This is a genomic window from Bacillus sp. FSL M7-1345 (genome assembly GCF_038006985.1).
Classification (GTDB): domain Bacteria; phylum Bacillota; class Bacilli; order Bacillales; family Bacillaceae_G; genus Bacillus_A; species Bacillus_A cereus_U.
Map to the genome: position 1 here is coordinate 823,210 of NZ_JBBOWG010000001.1, position 20,043 is coordinate 843,252.

The following is a 20,043-nucleotide window of genomic DNA, read 5'->3' on the forward strand; positions in this document are numbered from 1 at the left end:
TACTTATTTTTTGTATGTAGCAGTATTTTTCCGTTTTGTTTGATTATGAAGAAAAAGGATAAACTAAATAAGAACATTTTTATTGAAAAATTGTTCGAAATTGCATACAATCAATATAGTTTTTAAATTCCTATCAGAATACTTGGAGGACTACTATCATGAAAAAATTATTTTCAGTGCTTGCAGTAACTACATTAGCGATTGGGATTGTAGCGGGTTGCGGCAAAGAAGAGAAAAAAGATACAGCTAGTCAAGATGCGTTACAGAAGATAAAACAAAGCGGTGAGCTTGTAATTGGTACAGAAGGTACATATCCACCATTTACGTTCCACGATTCAAAGGATAAATTAACTGGATTTGACGTTGAATTAGCAGAAGAAGTTGCAAAACGTTTAGGTGTAAAACCTGTATTTAAAGAAACACAATGGGATAGTTTACTTGCAGGAGTAGATGCAAAACGTTTCGATATGGTTGCGAACGAAGTTGGTATTCGTGAAGAGCGCCAAAAGAAATATGACTTCTCTAGTCCATATATTTCTTCTTCAGCAGCATTAGTTATCGCAAAAGATAAAGACAAGCCTGCTACATTTGCTGATGTAAAAGGATTAAAAGGAGCACAATCTTTAACGAGTAACTACGCAGATATCGCTAAGAAAAACGGTGCGAACATCGAGGGTGTAGAAGGATTTAGCCAAGCTGCAGAATTATTAAGTTCTGGCCGCGTTGATTTCACAATCAATGATAAATTATCAGTATTAAACTATTTAGAAACGAAAAAAGATGCAAAAATTAAAATTGTAGATACAGAAAAAGAAGCATCACAAAGTGGTTTTCTATTCCGCAAAGGTAGCGACAAGCTTGTACAAGAAGTAAATAAAGCGTTAGAAGATATGAAAAAAGATGGTACGTACGATAAAATAACGAAAAAATGGTTCGGTGAAAATGTTTCTAAGTAGTGCAGTGGTCTCAGATCGATTGTCTACATGGATAGATATTATGCAGACTTCCTTCTCGCCTATGCTGAAGGAAGCTGTCTTTACGACAATTCCGTTAACGCTTATTACATTTATTATCGGTATTATACTTGCGACGTTAACAGCGCTCGCGCGTATTTCAGGTAGTCGTATTTTACAATGGATTGCTCGTATCTATGTATCTATCATTCGCGGAACGCCACTTCTTGTACAGTTATTTATTATTTTCTATGGTCTTCCAACTCTTAATATTGAGGTTGAGCCATATACAGCAGCAATTGTTGGTTTTTCATTAAATGTCGGTGCATATGCATCTGAAATTATTCGTGCTTCTATTCTTTCTATTCCGAAAGGACAGTGGGAAGCAGCTTATACAATTGGGATGACATATCCGCAAGCATTAAAACGTGTTATTTTACCGCAAGCAACGCGTGTATCTATTCCGCCGCTTTCGAATACATTTATTAGCTTATTGAAGGATACGTCATTAGCGTCGTTAATTTTAGTAACAGAAATGTTCCGAAAAGCGCAGGAAATCGCGGCAATGAACTATGAGTTTTTAATTGTTTATTTCGAAGCAGGTCTAATTTATTGGGTAATTTGCTTCTTATTATCTATCGTGCAACAAATATTAGAAAAACGTTCAGAACGTTATACTCTAAAATAACCCTTTCATAAAAGGAGTTTTTGTTTTTATGATTTCAATTCAACATTTACAAAAAAGTTTCGGAGATAATACCGTACTAAAACATATAGACTTATCAGTTGAGAAGGGCGAAGTTGTTGTTATTATTGGGCCATCTGGATCTGGTAAAACGACATTCTTGCGTTGCCTCAATGTGCTAGAAACGCCGAACGCTGGTAGCATTCGCATCGGTAATAAAGAGCTCGATTTCTCTAAAAAAGTATCGAAGAAAGATATTGTAAATCTTCGTACGCAAACAGGTATGGTATTCCAGCACCATAATCTATTCCCGCATTTAACAGCAATTCACAATGTAATGGAAGGGCTCGTTACAGTGAAAAAGATGGGGAAAGAAGAAGCGAAGAAAAAAGCGAACTACTTCCTTGAAAAAGTTGGTCTTGCGGATAAAGTGGATTTATATCCGTTCCAATTATCAGGCGGACAACAACAGCGCGTCGGGATCGCTCGTGCGCTTGCGATGGAGCCGGAAGTATTACTATTTGATGAGCCAACGTCAGCTCTTGATCCTGAACTAGTTCAAGAAGTTTTAAAGGTTATGAAAGAACTTGCTAAAGAAGGAATGACGATGGTCATTGTAACGCATGAAATGCGCTTTGCTCATCAAATTGCGAACCGTGTTATTTTCATGGATGGCGGTGTCGTTGTCGAACAAGGTACACCGGAAGATGTATTTACAAATCCAAAAGAAGAACGAACGAAGAAGTTTTTACAAATGTTGCAGTAAATTAAGGAAGGTCTCAGGGCATATGCCCTGAGACCTTTTTGCCATATATATTTATTTTTGGAATCCGCCAAGGCTTTGCTCAGCCATTGCAACTAAACGTTTTGTAATTTCTCCACCAACAGAACCATTAGCGCGAGCCGTAGAATCTGCTCCTAATTGTACACCAAATTCTTGAGCGATTTCGTACTTCATTTGATCGATTGCTGCTGTTGCACCTGGTACTACTAATTGATTGTAAGAACTTTGGTTTGCCATAGGAATATATCCTCCTTAGAGTTATAAAAGTTTTTTTGGTTGGACTAGCTGGAGTTGAACCAGATTATCGCCCCGTTGGCGCTAATCCATCGGTAATTAAGTTTGTACTCATAGTATGGATGTTACCTAGAAAGATATACAAAATAATAATTTGTAAATTTTGTAAAAAACATTTCATCATTTCGTAAATTATGAAATAAGAGTAATCGTTGTATTTTTAAGAAAGAAGGCTAAACTAAGAGCGAAATCATATGCGTTTTTTCATTGTATAACCAGCTTGGCTTACTTAACTTATGATTTGTTAAAGTGAGAAAAATTCCAGCTTAGTAAAATGAAAACTAAATCGGTAGCAACTGTATAGTTTTGTTTTAGCCCGGTATGGGGCAGAAAAAGGAACTAACCGCTCCTATGCAAGGCTAGACGTTTTTTCAGCTTGATATTATTAAACAGATTAGAGAAACAAAAATGAAAATGGTATCAACTGCGTATTTCTGTTTTAACCCGGGATGGGGCAGGAAAAGGAACTAACCGCTCCTACGCACGGCTAGATGCTCTCTTCAATCTAAAAAAAGAGGCTTTTTAAACGACAATGTACGGAGGAATAACGATGGGAATTTGCCCGCTTTGCAACGCGCTAGAATCACAAACATATTCTTGTCAAAATTGCCAAGGAATACTCCAAGATTATGGGAAAGCTGTAGATTACATAGATGATTACAGTGCATATATGGATCAGGAATTATTAAGTGCGGTAGACGGTTTAACACATAATAATTCAAATGAGTACTGCAATCATATTTTTTATTGCGGAGTATGTAATGTGGAAACGGAAGTTGTAGTGAAGTTTGTATAAATAGAAAACTTCCACCTTATGAGTGAGGTGGAAGTTTTTGTATTTGTATTTGTGAGTTAATCATAGGGGACGGAATATTTCCGGTGTTAGGTGCAGTATTCGATTGGATTTGAGATGTTTTTTCTTTCGGACCGCACAAAGAATGTTCAGTTAAATAGATGGCATATTCATAAAATAATTGACGCGTAAGTTCACTTTGTTCTTTTAACTTTTCATCTTGGAATACAGTTCGCCCCGGTTTAGAATTTGCTTCAAATAGCCACGGATTTTCCGTGGTGTCTAAACCAATGTCAAAACCAATTTCTCCAATGTTCCCGGTTACTTGTTGGTCGAGTGCATAACTGATTTGTAAGGCTGTTTGTTTTAGTTTATTTTCAATTTGAACTTGCTTTGTTGAATCAGGAAACAGTTCCTGAAGTAATTTCGTATCACCACCGCTATTTACATGAGTTGTTAAGCTACCTTTGCCGGCGATTTTTGCGACGATTGCACTGACGACCCAATTACCAAAATGATTTTTATTTGTATGAATGCGAAAATCGACGGGTTGCCCTTCGAAGCGGAGCAGTGAGATACCTTGTTGTACGATAAACTTTTTTAAATCATGTCCTTTTAACACATGGTTAAGAAGTGCTTCTAATGATTGATACTTTCTTAGTTTATTTTGTTCATTTTCACGATAACGACAATAGTAGCAATTATCAGTTTGAGAATAGAGTATTTGATGAATATTTCTTCCGAAGCTACCGTGTATTGGTTTCATATAAATGTACTTATACGTACCGAGAAGTCGTTCTACTTGTTCAAAATGCTGAAATGCCTCTGTTTTTGGTAAGAATGGTTTAATCGAATCTTCTTTTATTAAAAGTTGATGAACTTCCCATTTGTTGAAAAATCCTGGATTAAACCATGGAATCGCATAGTCGCTTTCTAATCGTTTTTTTGCTCTTACGATAGGTTTGTAATTTTCTGCTTGCCGATTTGGTAAACGGTCGTAAATGACATTTGGTAAAGGGACTTTGTTTTTTACCCATTTGCTTTCTTGAAAGAAGTACCCTTCAATTGTTTCCTCTTCCCAGTTTATATGTTGAATGCCAAAGACAAATACAAATGGCTGCAATGTGAATGGTGGTGTTAGTAACTCGCCGAGAGAGATGGAACGATTCCCTAAAGGAGAATTAGAATCATCGTTAAAGCCAGTTGTGAAAATCCCGATTAATGGACCGAAAACAATGGTTTGATTTTGTATGAAGGCATGGATTGTTGCTGAATGCGGTAGTAAAAGTTTAGCTGCAATTTGTTCTCCAATAATGATTTCTCGAGTGAATGAATAATGAATTTTAATACTCTCACATGTAATATAACGTAAGCCAAAGGAAAGGGATGTAATTGGTGGTGTAATAGAAAAAACGTAAGGTAAAGTAATACTATTTGGATTCTCATCTGAAATACTTAATGTATATATGTGCTCTTTCAACGGGGATTTCCTCCTTTCGTTATGGTGTAAATCGGCTAAACTTTAATGGACCATGAAAAATTTGTTCAGCGAGTTCGTCGTTGTACCTAGTATAAACTTCGTAAGACGGCATCGTATTGACGTACATAAGCCAAATGGCACCTTTTTGATCCATAATGGTAGAAAGCTCTAATTCAAATAATGACGAATAGGACTGATCGAGTGTTTTAAACACTTCATTTACAACATCATGTAAAGCATCTTTCAATAATTGAACACCAGTTGAAGAAAGCAAATATTTAATTTTGGAAAATGGATGTAACATGGACCGCTCTGTTACTGAAAGTAAAAATTGCGCTGGGAATGAAGACTTTTGTATGAATTGACCAAGTACTTCCCAATTCTGTTCTTTGTTTTTTTGCATAATAGTCCGAATATGAATTGGATATGATAGTTGATTTGGAGGTTGTAACATTGGATGGATCATATAATGGGATGAGTGTACGTTCGATTTGCACCATGATATAAATTCATCTGTCCGTTTGAACTTAGTAGAAGTACAATGCTTTTCATTTATTGTATCGATATGAAATGTTTTATGTTTGTAAGTGACTCGATATAAATTTTCATTAGAGTGTATATTGATAGGACGTATAACAATATCTCTTGTTTCTAGTAGTAATTTGAAAATTCCTTGGACCGTTCCTTTTTTTATTTTTGGAATGTAAGGAGAAAGACGTTTATTAGTAAGAAAAAGATTGTGTAAATCACTTGGATTAATAAGAGTGTTATTTAAAAAAGTAGTCGAGGAACGTTTGCGTAATGAATGAATAATCGATTTTGCTTGTTGGAATGCTTTATCCTCCTTGAAATGACAGCGATCATATATATATGAAGGAATGGGAAAGGTTTGATCTATCCAATTTCCTGTATCTGTATCGTAAATAAGACCAGAAACAAGATCTGTCTTTGAATCAATGCTAAACGGTGTGAATTGGGCAACGACGTTATGATAAAGACGAGCTCGCTTAGCGATTTCGGTGTAATACATTTGCTCGTGATGAAATTTAGAAGTTAAAAGACCAAGAACCAACGAAACCCCTCCTTTATTAACAGGATGTTTGCATAATAGGCGAAGCTATATATTGCAAATACATTTTTATACCATTATACTTTTGTCCGTATGATGATATGCTATAGTTTTGGAGAAGTGAAAGGTTGATTATGATGAATATATGGTTGAATATGCTAACAACGACAGGACTCGGGGCGATTATTGGAGGGTACACGAATCATTTAGCAATAAAAATGTTATTCCGTCCTCATCGTCCTATTTATATTGGGAAGTTTCAAGTTCCATTTACGCCAGGGTTAATTCCGAAGCGTCGGGATGAGCTTGCTGTTCAATTAGGGAAAATGGTTGTAGAACATTTGTTAACACCAGAAGGAATCGGAAAGAAATTAACAAATGAAGAGTTTCAAGCCAGTTTAATTCGCTGGGCACAAGTGGAAGTTGATAAAGTAATTACGAATGAACAGTCGTTACGGGATATGTTAGAAAAATGGGATTTAGAACATGTAGAAGAAGAGGCGATTCAAAAAATTGAACATGTTATTACAGAAAAAATTCATGCATTTTTAGCAGAGTACTATACATATACATGGGAACAGGCTTTACCTCATTCTGTTCATGAAAAAATAGAGAATACGATTCCGAATGTAGCATCTTTTATTTTGAAAAGAGGAATTCGCTTTTTTGAAAGTGAAGAAGGAAAGGCACGCCTTTCAAAAATGATTGATGACTTTTTCGCTTCTCGCGGGACGATGCTTAATTTAGTTGGTATGTTTTTAGGGAATGTAAGTTTAGTGGATCGTGTGCAGCCGGAAGTGATTAAGTTTTTAGGACAAGATGGAACAGAGTGGCTGTTAACTGATGTACTGCAAAAAGAATGGGAAAAGTTAAAAGGAAGAGGCGTACAAGAATTAGAAACGTTTGTAGAGAAAGAAATGATTGTGAAATCCATATTGTCAGCTGTTAAAGTAGAGGAAACGGTGAGTAAATTTTTAAACCAATCTGTGCAGAAAGTATGTGAACCAGTTCGAGAAACAATCGTTGAAAAAGTGCTTCCTAGCGCAGTAGAGAAAGGCTTGAAGTGGGGAACAGAAAATGTAGCGAGCATACTAAACAATCTACAGCTTGCGGAAATTGTCCAGCAAGAAGTATCTACATTTTCAACAGAGAGACTAGAAGACCTCGTATTGTCCATTACAAAAAATGAGTTAAAAATGATTACATATTTAGGGGCGTTACTAGGAGGAACAATTGGATTTATTCAAGGATTGCTACTCTTGTTCCTTAAGTAATAAATATGGGGACATAGAAATAAAAGTGAAAATTCTTCACATCTCTTGCATAGTTTGATATGGTAAGAAGAGGTGCGGATGTAAATGCACTTAAAAGGCAGTGCGAGCGAAAAGCGCTAGCCTTCTAAAGGAGGAAAAATAAAATGACAAAAAACATTCATGATGTTGCATATGAATTACAAAAAGCAATCGCTGAAAACGAAGATTTCCAAACATTAAAAGCAAGCTACTCAGCAGTACAAGGAGATGCAGAGTCAAAGAACTTATTCGAAGAGTTCCGCACGATGCAACTTGGCCTACAACAAAAAATGATGCAAGGTCAAGAAATCACTGAAGAAGACAACCAAAAAGCACAAGAAGTTGTAGCTCGCATTCAACAAGATGCTAAAATCACAAAGTTAATGGAAACTGAGCAACGTTTAAACATCGTTATCACTGACGTTAACAAAATCATCATGCAGCCACTTGAAGAATTATATAGCGCGCAACAACAAGCTTAATAGTGGAAGACGCCCTGGTATAGGGGCGTCTTTTTTGTTTTCTACCATTAAGTTTATTAAAGCGCTTTGGGAAAGAAAAACCTGTCTTGAACAAGTTATCAACTTGTGTGAGTTTGTTTAATTTGTAAAATGAAACCCCAATTTTGAAGCAAAAGAAATATAAATTTCTCTCCAAACATATACATCAAAAGGGTAGGGGGGATATGATGGGAAACTCAATTACTATTAGTTTATGCATGATTGTAAAAGATGAAGAACAGACTATATCAAAATGCTTAGAATCGGTCAAAAGTGTTGTGGATGAAATTATTATTGTAGATACAGGTTCAACAGATGCTACAAAAGAGATTGTGAAGAAGTACGATGCGAAAGTTTATGATTTTCAGTGGATTGAAGATTTTTCAGCGGCACGAAATTTTGCATTTTCTAAAGCTACAAAAGAATATATTCTTTGGCTAGACGCAGATGACATAATAGGTACGGATGATGGAAAGAAATTGCTACAGTTAAAACGTACGTTAGATCGTAGTACGGATGCAGTATCTATGAAATATTATTTAACTTTTGATATAGAAGGAAATCCAACACATTCTTTAAGGAGATATCGATTAGTCAACAGAAGTAAAAATTTTCAATGGTATGGATTTGTTCATGAATATTTAGAGGTGTATGGAAATCTTATAAATAGTGATGTAGGGGTAAGTCATAAAAAAGAAAAAGCATATACTAATCGTAATTTGAAAATATATGAAAAACATCTTGAGAGTGGAAAAGAGTTTAGCCCCCGCGATGTGTACTATTATGCAAATGAATGTAAGGATCACGGATTATATGATAAGGCTGTTAATTGGTATTCAAGGTTTTTAGATGAAGAAAAGGGTTGGGTTGAAGATAATATTCAAGCTTGTTTAAAAAGAGCCGAATGTTATTTTGAATTGGGGGACTTAAAAAAATCTATCCATTCTTGTTTACAATCATTTATGTATGACACACCTAGAGGAGAACTTTGTTGCCACTTAGGACGTGTATTTTTGCAACAAAGTGAATATGCCAAAGCAATATATTGGTACCATGCAGCAATTGACGGACCGCGATCAAAAGATTCTCCATTTGTCCGGGAAGAGTGTCATACATGGTTGCCGCATATTCAACTATGTATTTGTTATGATCGAATAAAAGAATATGAACAGGCAATTTATCACAACGAACAAGCTGCACAGTTCATACCTAATAATCCGAGTATTGAATATAATAGAAAATATTTTGATGGTTTATTTAAAAAATAGTATTTAATAATACTAGATAATTATTTCGGTTGCTGAGAGGAGTCTGATTCATGCTCACAAGTATAATTATATTAACTCATAATCAATTACAATACACAAAAGAATGCATCCAAAGTATTAGAACTTATACAGTGGAACAAGAGTATGAGTTAATAGTTGTGGACAATGCATCAACAGATGGTACTGTAGAATGGTTACAAAAACAATCGGATATTATACTAGTGGAAAATGCAGAAAATATGGGTTTTCCAAAGGGATGCAACCAGGGAATTAAAAAGGCAAAAGGTGATAATATTCTATTATTAAATAATGATGTGGTCGTAACTAAAAATTGGTTAAGAAACTTAATTCGGTGTTTGTATGAAAACGAAGATACTGGAGCTGTAGGACCCGTCACTAATAATGCTGCTTACTATACTGCTATACAAACCTTTTATAAGGATATTCAAGGGATGCAGAATTTTGCAACTTTATATAATCAAAGTGATAAAAATAAATGGGAAGAACGTATGAAATTAATAGGATTTTGTATGCTTATAAAAAAATCAGTGTTAGATGAAGTTGGAGTATTAGATGAACGATTTACACCAGGGAATTATGAAGATGATGATTTGTCGTTAAGAATTTTTGAAAAGGGATATAAATTGTATTTATGTAAAGATACATTTATTCATCACTATGGAAGCGTATCGTGGAGAGAAGACAGTGTTAACTTTTCCATAGTTTTACATGCAAATAATATAAAATTGTATGAAAAATGGGGATTTTATGGTGAAAGTTTATACATTCATTATGATTTACTAGCAATTGTAGATCGATTTGCGCCTGATCAAGTAAATATTCTTCATATAGGAGCTGGATGTGGTGCAACTTTATTAGAAATGAAAAGGCGTTACCCGGCAGTTTCCACATTCGGTGCAGAAGTTAATGAAAAAGCGGCAACTCTTGCAAATAGGGTAGGTCCTACAACTTCTAGCGAGTATGACAAGTTACACGAGGTATTTAAAGATGAAAAATTCCAGTACATTCTATTATCACATCCTATTGAGCCAGCGCAATTACCTCATGTCATACAATCTATTTCTCAGCTTTTAACGCCAACAGGAACTTTCATTATGACGAAATTCAATTTAGATAATTATAATGCATTAAAAAATTCATAAGAAAATTAATGTTTTTTTAGGTTCCTCTTCGGAGGTGAACTGTATTTGGGAATTTTGGAGAGGAAATGGTTCCTTCTATATATACAAAACCGAAATCCGAGCCCGGATTTCGGCTTTTCGATGTGTGATGAAATAAGAAATCACCTTCGTATTTTTGTTGGTTTGGTCACTTGCAAATATACAGGATGGGGCAGTTCAAAGTCAGTGAAACATTATAGGATAGCTCCTTTACTTTGAAACACACGGATGCTTTTCATAATAAAACCGCCATGGATAGTGAACGGCTTCGTCTGCATAATCAATATTAATACGAGGACCAGCTAGTATGTTATGTGTGGATGATAAATGGCCTTCTTCAGGAACTAATTCAATATGTAACGCATCACTTTGAAGTGATACGCCGCGCTCTTCTAAAGTGATTCCGAGTGAGCGGCATAGTTTTCCGGGTCCATTTGTTAAGTTTTTATACTGAGCCTTCGTAATGTCAGTTTTGTTGTAGCGCGCTAGTTTCATGTCTTCGATGCCATCTACAGGTTCAAGAGCACGAATAAGAACTCCTTGCGGGGTGCCGATTGGTGCTGTAATTACGTTAAAGCAATGATACATACCGTAAATTAAATATACGTAAGCATGTCCTGGTGCGCCGAACATTACTTCTGTTCGATCAGTCCGTCTGCCGCCGTAACTATGTGCGGCCTTATCATCTGGACCTTTGTATGCTTCTACCTCTACAATAATTCCGCTTCGCTTTATGCCGTCTACAATATGAACGAGTTTATGTCCAAGTAACTTTTTTGCGACCTCTAACGTATCGCCTTCATAAAAAGAAGGTGGTGCCTGCATTGTACTATCTCCTTTGCCAGTTGTATATGTATATAGTAAACCAAATTTTCAGTAGTAATTCTAACTCGTTCTATTTACTACATTTATTTCATAAATTATGGATAGAGTACAACAGCGAAGAGGGGGAGTGCGACATGATTTATCGCTTACTAGCTCTTAATATAGATGGGACACTACTATACAACAACGGAAAAATTGCTAAAGGGTTACGGGAGACAATTGACTTTGTGAAAAGAAAAGATGTATACGTTACATTATTTACGAATCGTAATTTTCAATCTGCTCATAAAATAGCGAAGGCGTTAAAATTAGATTCAATATTAGTTACACACGGTGGAGCTTTCATTTCAGCAACGTTAGATAAGCCGTTCGCTCAAAGGAGATTATCTGAAGAGAAAACCTTTAATATTGTGCAAGTGTTAGAGCATTTTGATTGTAATGTTCGCATTTCTCATGAAAGATATTCAATTGGGAATCGTGAGAGAAATACACCAAACTTAATTGCGCGTACTGTATTATCAAGCGCAGATCCGTTATTTTATCCGGTTCAATTTGTAGATTCGCTAGGGGATGCCCTGCGTGATAACCCAGTAGCTGCACCAAAAATTGATATTGTCTTCCATACGAAAGGTGAAAAAGAAAGAGGGATGAATACGTTAAGAAAGGCATTTCAAGATGTAGAGTACGTCGAGTGTGATGCGAGGCGTATAGAAATTCTCCCTCAAAATGTATCAAAACTACGTGGTTTACAAGTACTTGGGGAGCATTTAAATATTAACCTTAGTGAGATGGTTGCGATTGGAGACAGCACAGAAGACTTAGAGGTAATTGAAAATGTTGGCCTTGGGGTAGCAATGGGGAACGCTCCTGTAGAATTAAAGCAAGCCGCAGACTGGATTACACGTTCTAATACTGAGAACGGCGTAGAGTATATGATTAAAGAGCATTTTCGTAAGCAATTCCCGCTTCCTTTTTTAAAGAATCATAAACATACACCGAAACGATGAAAAAAGAAACGTAGCATTTTCGCTACGTTTCTTTTCTTTTTTTATGCTTCGATTACTTTCAGCATTCTATTTAAAAATGCCGCAGCTTCACCACGTGTTGCTGTGCCTTTTGGTACAAACTCGTTTCGCTCGTTACCTTTTACAATTCCGTATGCGTAAATCCATTTTGATGTTTCGTTTAATTGAATTTTAAACCAATTTCCAGACTGTTCAGTAGGAGTGAGTGCTTGTGGCTATATTTTGTGTTCTTCTTTAAATGGTTCGAAAGGAAGTGAATATGTAAAAGTCTCTTCCTTTATATGTATTTAAACTAGTAGTAAGTACTAATACGTTTTAGATTGTAACAAGGGCATATTACAATTTCTATACAACTAGAGGGTATTCGTGAAAAATCAATATTCAGTATGTTTTAAATAGGATATAGAAATAAGGTAAAACCTTCTGTATTGACCTGCAAACGCCCTTCAAGTAAACTAAAGAGAGTTTGCAAATGAAAAGGTGATAATGTTGTTAATTTCAATTAAAACGTTACAAGATGATCGTTTTTTACGTCCGCTACAAAATATTGGCGGTTTATTTTTTGAAGAGAGCAAGATAGGGTTTGAGCAAGAAGAAGCAAATCTTATCGTTGATATACAGATAGAAGGTAATGTGACAGCATCGGCTCGTTTAACAGATGTTGCGACTGGAAATGTATATGAAGAAACATTCTCTAAAGATTTATCTGCTTTCACAGAAGAAAAAGAACGTATGAAGCAAGTGAAACATGTTGTTTCTTACGTATATCTTTCTGTACTTCAACAGCTAACTGGACTTGAACAGAGCTGGGGAATATTAACTGGGGTACGCCCAACGAAACTTCTTCACAAACTGCTTCAAAATGGTATGTCAAAAGAAGAAGCGCATAAAGAACTTCGTGAAAGTTATTTAATTCATGAAGAAAAAATTGAGCTTCTTCAGCGTATCGTTGATTGCCAATTAGCGGTTATTCCAGATTTATACCGTTTGAAAGAAGAAGTAAGTATTTACATCGGTATTCCGTTTTGTCCTACAAAATGTGCGTACTGTACGTTCCCGGCTTATGCAATTAACGGACGCCAAGGATCAGTTGATTCGTTCTTAGGCGGGTTACATTATGAAGTTCGTGAGATTGGTAAGTTTTTGAAAGAAAAAGGTGTTACAGTTACGACGATTTATTACGGCGGTGGTACACCGACGAGTATTACAGCAGAAGAGATGGATATGCTTTATGAAGAAATGTACCAAGCGTTCCCAGATGTGAAAGATGTACGTGAAGTAACAGTTGAGGCAGGTCGCCCAGATACGATCACACCAGCAAAGCTAGAAGTGTTAAATAAATGGAACATTGACCGTATTAGTATTAATCCGCAGTCATACCATCAAGAAACACTAAAGGCAATTGGACGTCATCACACTGTAGAAGAAACAATTGAGAAGTATCATTTAGCACGTGAAATGGGAATGAACAATATTAATATGGATTTAATTATTGGTCTTCCTGGTGAAGGATTAGACATCTTTAAGCATACGTTAGATGAAACAGAAAAGTTAATGCCAGAATCGTTAACAGTTCATACGTTATCATTTAAACGTGCTTCTGAAATGACGCAAAACAAACGTAAATATAAAGTGGCAGGTCGCGAAGAAATTACTGCGATGATGCATGAGGCGGAAGAGTGGACGAAGAACCACAATTACGTGCCATACTATTTATATCGTCAAAAAAATATTTTAGGTAACTTAGAAAACGTTGGGTATGCAATGCCGACGCAAGAAAGTATCTATAATATTGTTATTATGGAAGAAGTACAATCGATTATCGGACTTGGTTGCGGTGCATCAAGTAAATTTGTTCACCCACAAACAGGAGCAATTACACACTTTGCAAATCCGAAAGATCCAAAATCATATAACGATGGCTTCGTGAAATATACAGAAGATAAACTGAAAATTTTAGAAGAGCTATTCGTTTAAGGAGAAGGGGGTTGTTCCAATTTGGAACAACCCCTTTTTATATTGTCAGTTTTTGTCGGTAAGTCGATATATTCGAAAAATCGCTGATATAAATTGAGTTGCGTGCGATATATTTTAAAAATCGCCGATATATTTCAAGTTGCGTTCGATATATTCAAAAAATCGCCGATATAATTTCATTTACCATCAAACGGTCCATTTGTAAAACTATGTCGATAATAATCAGAAAAATTAGTCAAATTATTAGAGGACAATGTCTACTTATAGACGAAATGATAGATTTATGAAAGAGAAAAGGGGGAAATTGTTGGCATGTACATGACGATAGGGAGAGTTTTTGATTTGGCAGTTGGCAAATATCCGAATAAAGAGGCGTTAGTAGAACCGGAAAAAAATATTCGCTGGACATATAAACAGTGGGATGAGCAAATAAATAAAACGGCGCAAGCTCTATTGAAAGAAGGAGTAAGAAAGGGAGATTGTGTATCTGTTTACTTATATAACTGTCGTGAATTTGTAAACGTTTACTTAGCCTGTGCCAAAATTGGGGCGATATTTAACCCGATTAATTTCCGCTTAAAAGCAAAAGAACTATCTTATATCCTCCAAGATGCAGCCTCGAAAGTAGTTGTCTTTGAAAAAGCAGTCGAATCAACAGTTACTATGATTGAAAGAGATTTTCCAAATTCGTCTTTTTGGTATGTAGAAGACGATGCACCTTCTTATGCTAGTTCCTACCATGAAAAAGTAAATGAAGCATCAGCTGAAAAAGTAGATATTGTAGTCGATGAAATGGATTATTGCTCTATGCTTTATACGAGTGGTACGACGGGTCATCCGAAAGGCGTACTACATCGCCATCGTGATATGGCTGAGCATAGTATGATTTGTACGTATTTCATAAAATATAACAGGGATAGTGCCGGACTTGTGGTAGCGCCTTTATATCACTGCGGCGAGTTAAATGCTGGAATCATACCGCGCATTCAAGTTGGCGGAAAGAATGTTATTTTACATCATTTTGATACGGATAGAGTATTACATACCATTCAAGAAGAGAAGATTACGACGTTTTTTGCAGCACCAACGATGTGGAATATGTTACTGCAAAAAGATCTAGCCGAGTATGATTTAACTTCGATGAAGATCGGTGTATATGGCGGGGCTGCGATGGCTCCAGCGCTAGTGAAGGAATGTAAAGAGCGTCTTTATATTGATCTTGTCCAAATTTACGGAATGACAGAAATGGGACCGGTTGTTGCGTTTCTCGTAGAAGAGGATCAAATTACGAAAGCTGGTTCAGCAGGAACACCGTGCTTTAGCCATGAAATTCGAATCGTCAAACCGAACGAAGATGCACCAGCAGAGCCAGATGATATGTTGCCTCCTTATGAAGTAGGGGAAATTATTTTGCGCGGCCCGACTATGATGGCTGGATATCATAATCGAGAAGAAGCAAATGCAAAATCGATGTATAAAGGATGGTATCATTCTGGTGATTTAGGATACTTCGATAAAGACGGCTATTTATTCGTTGCAGATCGCGTTGATGATATGGTAATTAGCGGTGGTGTAAATATTTATCCTCGTGAAATTGAAGATTTCCTTCATAGTCACCCTGGTGTATTAGATGTTGCAGTACTTGGTGAGCCAGATGAACTATGGGGAGAGCGTGTCGTTGCGGTCGTTGTAAAGAAAGATGAAACGATTACAGAAGCTGATTTAGAAACATATTGTAAAGAAAGTGATGAATTAGCAGACTATAAACGTCCACGTCATTATTTATTTGTGGATGAACTTCCGCGTAATGCGAGTGGGAAATTACAAAAATTTGTGCTGAGAGAGTCGTTGAAAGGCGCGAAAAACTAGGCGCTAGATCAGTCATCTATACAAATAAGGCTATCTTTCTTAATAAAGAAAGGTAGCCTTATTATTGTGAAATTATTAAAGATGGGAGATCACAGGATAAAAAATTTGTATGTACCTTCTATTTATAATTATTCCCTATTATTATAGTAGAATATATTTTTGTTTAATGATTTGATTTTAAAATCATATTACCTGTTTTAAATAGGTAGGGTTTTGAAGTGGATGAGAAATATTAAAATAGTAAATATAGGTGTGTAATTACGGAATATGTTCGTGCTTCAGTGCGAGTGGAATAAAGTTATTAGGAGAGAATGGTACTGGATAATATTCGAAAGAGAAAAATACTCAGTCATCAGATGACCTAATGACTAAATCGGTCATTAGGTATATTTTGGTAGCATGAATATAGTAACAAATTAATATATAAATGAACAGTCTTGTAATGTATTTTTATTAGTACTAATATTTATTGTTGGCTGCCAAAACAAGAGAACAATATGGTTAATGAATTGTGTTGTTTACTGCTTTGTTTTGCATGATTAAAGATAGTTTGATGCTGCAAATATTCTTTAGTTGTAACCTTTTTTAAGGTGGGAAAGATTCCACAACAGAAAAATGTGAGAATTAGAATTGGAGGCTTTATGAGTACATATTTAAAAAGAATATCTGTAATCTGTTTTATTTTTACTGTTATTATTGGACAAGTTTTTATTCCTATCATAGGGCATGCTCAAGAATTAAACACAACAGGATTTGTTGATCGTTTTACATTCAACAAAACGGAATTAAATTATGGAGAACGATCGGGAATAAGAGTAGATTTTAGTGATAAATCTGGAAATCAAATGAAGGCTGGAGACACAGTAACATTAACGCTACCGGCAGAATTAGCAGGATATAGTAAAACGATTGATTTACAGAATGATACAGGTGTTAGCTTTGGTACTTGTCAAGTAACATCAACGAATGTGGTATGTACATTTAATGATATGGTTGAGAAACTTCAAAATATTAGAGGTTATTTGTATTTTGAATTTAAAGCAACTAGTAATGTAGGAATGAATCAAACGATACCAGTTGATACAAATTTAGGCACAAGTTTAGCAACTCAAAGGGTAACAATTAAAGGGCCCACAGAATCGACGGGTCCATCATCATTTATCTACAAAACAGGTGAAATTTACCCAGACGCTCCCAATGAGGTGAAATGGGAGTTGAATGTAAACACTAGTAGTAACAAGGAACAGTTAGGTGCTGATATTGTTTTGACTGATACTTTACAATCAGGTCAAACGCTGAAGCAGGAAGGGTTTATTATAATAGTCGGAAATACGGGTGTAACTCCGCAACAATTTATCGATCAAGGTTATGGTACGATTACGCTTAACGGTAACTCTTTTTCCCTTAGAGGTTATAAGGATCAGGTAAGTGGTAAGGGTATCAGTATTCGATATAGCTCGATTATAACTGATAGCGGAATGAATCAAGATGAGTTTTATAATGATTATACAATTGATTACCAGATTTTAAATCAGCCGCCAGTAACTGTTTCAAAGAATGCATGGGTTAAAAATATAAACGCAGGTGGCGGTGCACAAGGTGATTTACCACCTAAAGGTACGCTAAGAATTGTGAAGCACATTGAAGGAGATAATACAAAATTCATCCCAGATGTTACGTTTAAGTTGTATAAGAAATCGGGTGAACAAATTGGCGATACGTATACAACGGGTGCAGAAGGTATTGTTGAAATTTCTAATTTAGACCCAGGAAATTACTATGTAACAGAGATTAAAGCTCCAGAATATGTGGATTTTGATCCTCAAAAAAAATTCGACTTTACAGTTGATGCAACTGCTCAAAAAGGTGTAAAGTTGATGGTTCCGAATAAGGTGAAAACGACATCCATTTCAGGAACGAAGACCTGGAATGATAACAATGCAACAGATCGTCCGAGCACGATTCAAGTAGACTTACTGAAAAATGGTGACGTAATCCAGACACAAGACGTAACAGCAGCAAACAATTGGAATTATACATTTGCAAATATACCTGCATATGATAATGACGGTAATGCCTATACGTATACAGTAAAAGAGCATCCAGTATCAGGATATCAATCGAAAGTTAACGGATATGATATTACAAATATAAAGATCCAGGAAGCAACAGAAGTAGAAGAGCAAGGTAAAGAAGAAACACTAGAAGAACTGGAAGCCACAACTAAACCGGAAGAGCCAAAGGTGACAGAGGAGCCGAATGTTCTAGAGAAGCCAGAGGTAACAGACAAGCCGGAAATCTGGGTAAAACCAGAAGAAGAACAAGTGGAAGAAGAAACAACAGAAGAGTTAAAAGAAGAAAAACCGGAAGAGCCAAAGGTGACAGAAGAGCCGAATAAGCTAGAGAAGCCAGAGGTAACGGACAAACCGGAAATCTGGGTAAAACCAGAAGAAGAACAAGTGGAAGAAGAAACAACAGAAGAGTTAACAGAAGAAAAACCGGAAGAGCCGAAGGTAACAGAAGAACCGAATGTGTTAGAGAAACCAGAGGTAACAGACAAACCGGAAATCTTAGTAACACCAGAGGAAGAGCAAAATAAAGAAGAAACAACAGAAGAGTTAACAGAAGAAAAACCGGAAACACCGAAGGTAACAGAAGAACCAAATGTGTTAGAGAAACCAGAGGTAACAGACAAACCGGAAATCTTAGTAACACCAGAAGAAGAGCAAAATAAAGAAGAAACAACAGAAGAGTTAACAGAAGAAAAACCGGAAGAGCCGAAGGTGACAGAGGAACCAAATGTGTTAGAGAAGCCAGAGGTAACAGACAAACCGGAAATCTTAGTAACACCAGAAGAAGAGCAAAATAAAGAAGAAACAACAATAGAAATAGAAGAGCCAGTAAAACCGGAAATACCAAAGGTGACAGAGGAATCAAATGTGTTAGAGAAGCCAGAGGTAACAGACAAACCGGAGATCTTAGTAACACCAGAAGAAGAGCAAAATAAAGAAGAAACAACAGAAGAAATCGAAGAATCATTAAAACCGGAAGAGCCAAAGGTAACAGAAGAACCGAATGTGTTCGAGAAGCCAGAGGTAAAAGACAAGCCGGAGATTTTGGTAAAACCGATCGAAGAAGAAAATAAAGAAGAGACAACAGAAGAAATCGAAGAATCATTAAAACCGGAAGAGCCAAAGGTAACAGAAGAACCGAATGTTCTAGAGAAACCAGAGGTAAAAGAGAAGCCGGAGATTTTGGTAAAACCGATCGAAGAAGAAAATAAAGAAGAAACAACAGAAGAAATCGAAGAATCATTAAAACCGGAAGAGCCAAAGGTAACAGAAGAACCGAATGTTCTAGAGAAACCAGAGGTAAAAGAGAAGCCGGAGATTTTGGTAAAACCGATCGAAGAAGAAAATAAAGAAGAAACAACAGAAGAAATCGAAGAATCATTAAAACCGGAAGAGCCAAAGGTAACAGAAGAACCGAATGTGTTAGAGAAACCAGAGGTAAAAGAGAAGCCGGAGATTTTGGTAAAACCGATCGAAGAAGAAAATAAAGAAGAAACAACAGAAGAAATCGAAGAATCATTAAAACCGGAAGAGCCAAAGGTAACAGAAGAACCGAATGTGTTCGAGAAGCCAGAGGTAAAAGACAAGCCGGAGATTTTGATAAAACCGATCGAAGAAGAAAATAAAGAAGAAACAACAGAAGAAATCGAAGAGTCATTAAAACCGGAAGAGCCAAAGGTAATAGAAGAGCCGAATGTGTTCGAGAAACCAGAGGGAAAAGAGAAACAGGAAGTATCAAACAAACAAGAGGTACAAGATAAAGTAGAAGTACAAAGCAAACAAAATGTACAAAATAAATCTGAGGTACCATCTAGTAAAGAAAATAATAAGCAATCAAAATTACTTCCTCAAACAGGGGGAACATCAACTGAATCTACTTCTCTTATTGCAGGTATGTTTGCATTAATTTTGGGAGCGAGGTTGTTTAGACGCAAAAAAAATTAATGGTGAGAGTTAGTTCGGAAACAAAATATATG

At 36.1% G+C, this 20,043-nt stretch carries 16 protein-coding genes and 1 pseudogene; 12 read left to right on the forward strand and 5 right to left on the reverse strand.

The features are described from left to right. Positions 1-158: 158 nt before the first annotated feature. The 3 genes from MHB76_RS04275 to MHB76_RS04285 are packed head-to-tail and all read left to right on the forward strand — an operon-like array spanning position 159 to position 2,404. Positions 159-956: an amino acid ABC transporter substrate-binding protein gene (locus tag MHB76_RS04275; protein WP_340985749.1), complete on the forward strand. Its 798-nt coding sequence runs from the start codon at positions 159-161 to the stop codon at positions 954-956. Next, positions 943-1,641, forward strand: a complete 699-nt coding sequence (locus MHB76_RS04280; protein ID WP_002114865.1) for an amino acid ABC transporter permease — start codon at positions 943-945, stop codon at positions 1,639-1,641. Before MHB76_RS04275 ends, MHB76_RS04280 begins: the two co-directional genes overlap by 14 nt. 28 nt (positions 1,642-1,669) lie before the next feature. Continuing rightward, a complete protein-coding gene (locus MHB76_RS04285; RefSeq protein WP_002159133.1) occupies positions 1,670-2,404 on the forward strand; it encodes an amino acid ABC transporter ATP-binding protein in 735 nt (244 codons plus the stop codon). A 51-nt stretch (positions 2,405-2,455) separates the two neighbouring features. Here the strand turns inward: MHB76_RS04285 and sasP are convergent, their stop codons facing one another. Further along, on the reverse strand, positions 2,456-2,659 hold the full coding sequence (gene sasP / locus MHB76_RS04290; protein WP_000013349.1) for a small acid-soluble spore protein, SasP family: 204 nt from the start codon (positions 2,657-2,659) through the stop codon (positions 2,456-2,458). Positions 2,660-3,266: 607 nt separating this feature from the next. Here sasP and MHB76_RS04295 point away from each other — a divergent pair. After that, on the forward strand, positions 3,267-3,512 hold the full coding sequence (locus MHB76_RS04295; protein WP_002159132.1) for a hypothetical protein: 246 nt from the start codon (positions 3,267-3,269) through the stop codon (positions 3,510-3,512). Positions 3,513-3,528: 16 nt separating this feature from the next. Here MHB76_RS04295 and MHB76_RS04300 read toward each other — a convergent pair whose 3' ends face one another. After that, positions 3,529-4,989, reverse strand: a complete 1,461-nt coding sequence (locus tag MHB76_RS04300) for a YheC/YheD family endospore coat-associated protein (protein WP_078174012.1) — start codon at positions 4,987-4,989, stop codon at positions 3,529-3,531. Between the two features lie 19 nt (positions 4,990-5,008). Next, positions 5,009-6,061 (reverse strand): YheC/YheD family protein, encoded by a 1,053-nt coding sequence (locus MHB76_RS04305; RefSeq protein ID WP_078174011.1) that lies wholly within the window; start codon positions 6,059-6,061, stop codon positions 5,009-5,011. Between the two features lie 125 nt (positions 6,062-6,186). Between MHB76_RS04305 and MHB76_RS04310 the strand changes: the two genes are divergently transcribed. From MHB76_RS04310 to MHB76_RS04325, 4 genes are all read left to right on the forward strand, one after another. Beyond that, positions 6,187-7,332 carry a DUF445 domain-containing protein gene (locus MHB76_RS04310; RefSeq protein WP_078174010.1) on the forward strand — a complete coding sequence of 382 codons (1,146 nt, stop codon included), beginning with the start codon at positions 6,187-6,189 and terminating at the stop codon, positions 7,330-7,332. A 143-nt stretch (positions 7,333-7,475) separates the two neighbouring features. Beyond that, the gene (locus tag MHB76_RS04315; RefSeq protein WP_078174009.1) at positions 7,476-7,832 is read left to right on the forward strand and encodes a YlbF/YmcA family competence regulator; all 357 of its coding nucleotides are present in this window, start codon (positions 7,476-7,478) and stop codon (positions 7,830-7,832) included. Between the two features lie 206 nt (positions 7,833-8,038). After that, complete coding sequence (locus tag MHB76_RS04320) at positions 8,039-9,118, forward strand: tetratricopeptide repeat-containing glycosyltransferase family 2 protein (protein ID WP_078174008.1); 1,080 nt, start codon at positions 8,039-8,041, stop codon at positions 9,116-9,118. A gap of 50 nt (positions 9,119-9,168) precedes the next feature. Then, positions 9,169-10,281 carry a glycosyltransferase gene (locus MHB76_RS04325; protein WP_078174007.1) on the forward strand — a complete coding sequence of 371 codons (1,113 nt, stop codon included), beginning with the start codon at positions 9,169-9,171 and terminating at the stop codon, positions 10,279-10,281. 228 nt (positions 10,282-10,509) lie between these two features. Here the strand turns inward: MHB76_RS04325 and MHB76_RS04330 are convergent, their stop codons facing one another. After that, positions 10,510-11,124, reverse strand: coding sequence for a DNA-3-methyladenine glycosylase (locus MHB76_RS04330; RefSeq protein ID WP_078174005.1), 615 nt, complete (start codon positions 11,122-11,124; stop codon positions 10,510-10,512). Between the two features lie 134 nt (positions 11,125-11,258). Here MHB76_RS04330 and MHB76_RS04335 point away from each other — a divergent pair, with 134 nt between their 5' ends. Next, entirely contained in the window at positions 11,259-12,131 is an 873-nt protein-coding gene (locus MHB76_RS04335; RefSeq protein WP_078174004.1) for a Cof-type HAD-IIB family hydrolase, read from the forward strand. A gap of 41 nt (positions 12,132-12,172) precedes the next feature. On the opposite strand, the pseudogene MHB76_RS26260 reads toward MHB76_RS04335, so the two are convergent. Beyond that, a pseudogene (locus MHB76_RS26260) lies at positions 12,173-12,292 on the reverse strand (S-layer homology domain-containing protein); the annotation flags it as partial. 343 nt (positions 12,293-12,635) lie between these two features. Between MHB76_RS26260 and MHB76_RS04345 the strand changes: the two are divergent. The 3 genes from MHB76_RS04345 (at position 12,636) to MHB76_RS04355 (ending at position 20,011) form a co-directional block, all read left to right on the forward strand. Beyond that, on the forward strand, positions 12,636-14,126 hold the full coding sequence (locus MHB76_RS04345) for a coproporphyrinogen III oxidase (protein WP_078174003.1): 1,491 nt from the start codon (positions 12,636-12,638) through the stop codon (positions 14,124-14,126). Positions 14,127-14,438: 312 nt separating this feature from the next. After that, positions 14,439-15,995 (forward strand): fatty acid--CoA ligase, encoded by a 1,557-nt coding sequence (locus tag MHB76_RS04350; RefSeq protein WP_078174002.1) that lies wholly within the window; start codon positions 14,439-14,441, stop codon positions 15,993-15,995. Positions 15,996-16,636: 641 nt separating this feature from the next. After that, a complete protein-coding gene (locus MHB76_RS04355; protein WP_340985757.1) occupies positions 16,637-20,011 on the forward strand; it encodes a Cna B-type domain-containing protein in 3,375 nt (1,124 codons plus the stop codon). Positions 20,012-20,043: the final 32 nt, after the last annotated feature.

What these genes read in the sequence shown, in the direction of transcription:
- MHB76_RS04295 (WP_002159132.1), top strand. Translation starts at nt 3,267, where the DNA reads ATGGGAATTTGCCCGCTTTGCAACGCGCTAGAATCACAAACATATTCT.
- MHB76_RS04330 (WP_078174005.1), bottom strand. Translation starts at nt 11,124, where the DNA reads ATGCAGGCACCACCTTCTTTTTATGAAGGCGATACGTTAGAGGTCGCA.
- MHB76_RS04280 (WP_002114865.1), top strand. Translation starts at nt 943, where the DNA reads ATGTTTCTAAGTAGTGCAGTGGTCTCAGATCGATTGTCTACATGGATA.
- MHB76_RS04350 (WP_078174002.1), top strand. Translation starts at nt 14,439, where the DNA reads ATGTACATGACGATAGGGAGAGTTTTTGATTTGGCAGTTGGCAAATAT.
- sasP (WP_000013349.1), bottom strand. Translation starts at nt 2,659, where the DNA reads ATGGCAAACCAAAGTTCTTACAATCAATTAGTAGTACCAGGTGCAACA.
- MHB76_RS04355 (WP_340985757.1), top strand. Translation starts at nt 16,637, where the DNA reads ATGAGTACATATTTAAAAAGAATATCTGTAATCTGTTTTATTTTTACT.
- MHB76_RS04345 (WP_078174003.1), top strand. Translation starts at nt 12,636, where the DNA reads ATGTTGTTAATTTCAATTAAAACGTTACAAGATGATCGTTTTTTACGT.
- MHB76_RS04335 (WP_078174004.1), top strand. Translation starts at nt 11,259, where the DNA reads ATGATTTATCGCTTACTAGCTCTTAATATAGATGGGACACTACTATAC.
- MHB76_RS04315 (WP_078174009.1), top strand. Translation starts at nt 7,476, where the DNA reads ATGACAAAAAACATTCATGATGTTGCATATGAATTACAAAAAGCAATC.
- MHB76_RS04325 (WP_078174007.1), top strand. Translation starts at nt 9,169, where the DNA reads ATGCTCACAAGTATAATTATATTAACTCATAATCAATTACAATACACA.
- MHB76_RS04285 (WP_002159133.1), top strand. Translation starts at nt 1,670, where the DNA reads ATGATTTCAATTCAACATTTACAAAAAAGTTTCGGAGATAATACCGTA.
- MHB76_RS04320 (WP_078174008.1), top strand. Translation starts at nt 8,039, where the DNA reads ATGGGAAACTCAATTACTATTAGTTTATGCATGATTGTAAAAGATGAA.
- MHB76_RS04275 (WP_340985749.1), top strand. Translation starts at nt 159, where the DNA reads ATGAAAAAATTATTTTCAGTGCTTGCAGTAACTACATTAGCGATTGGG.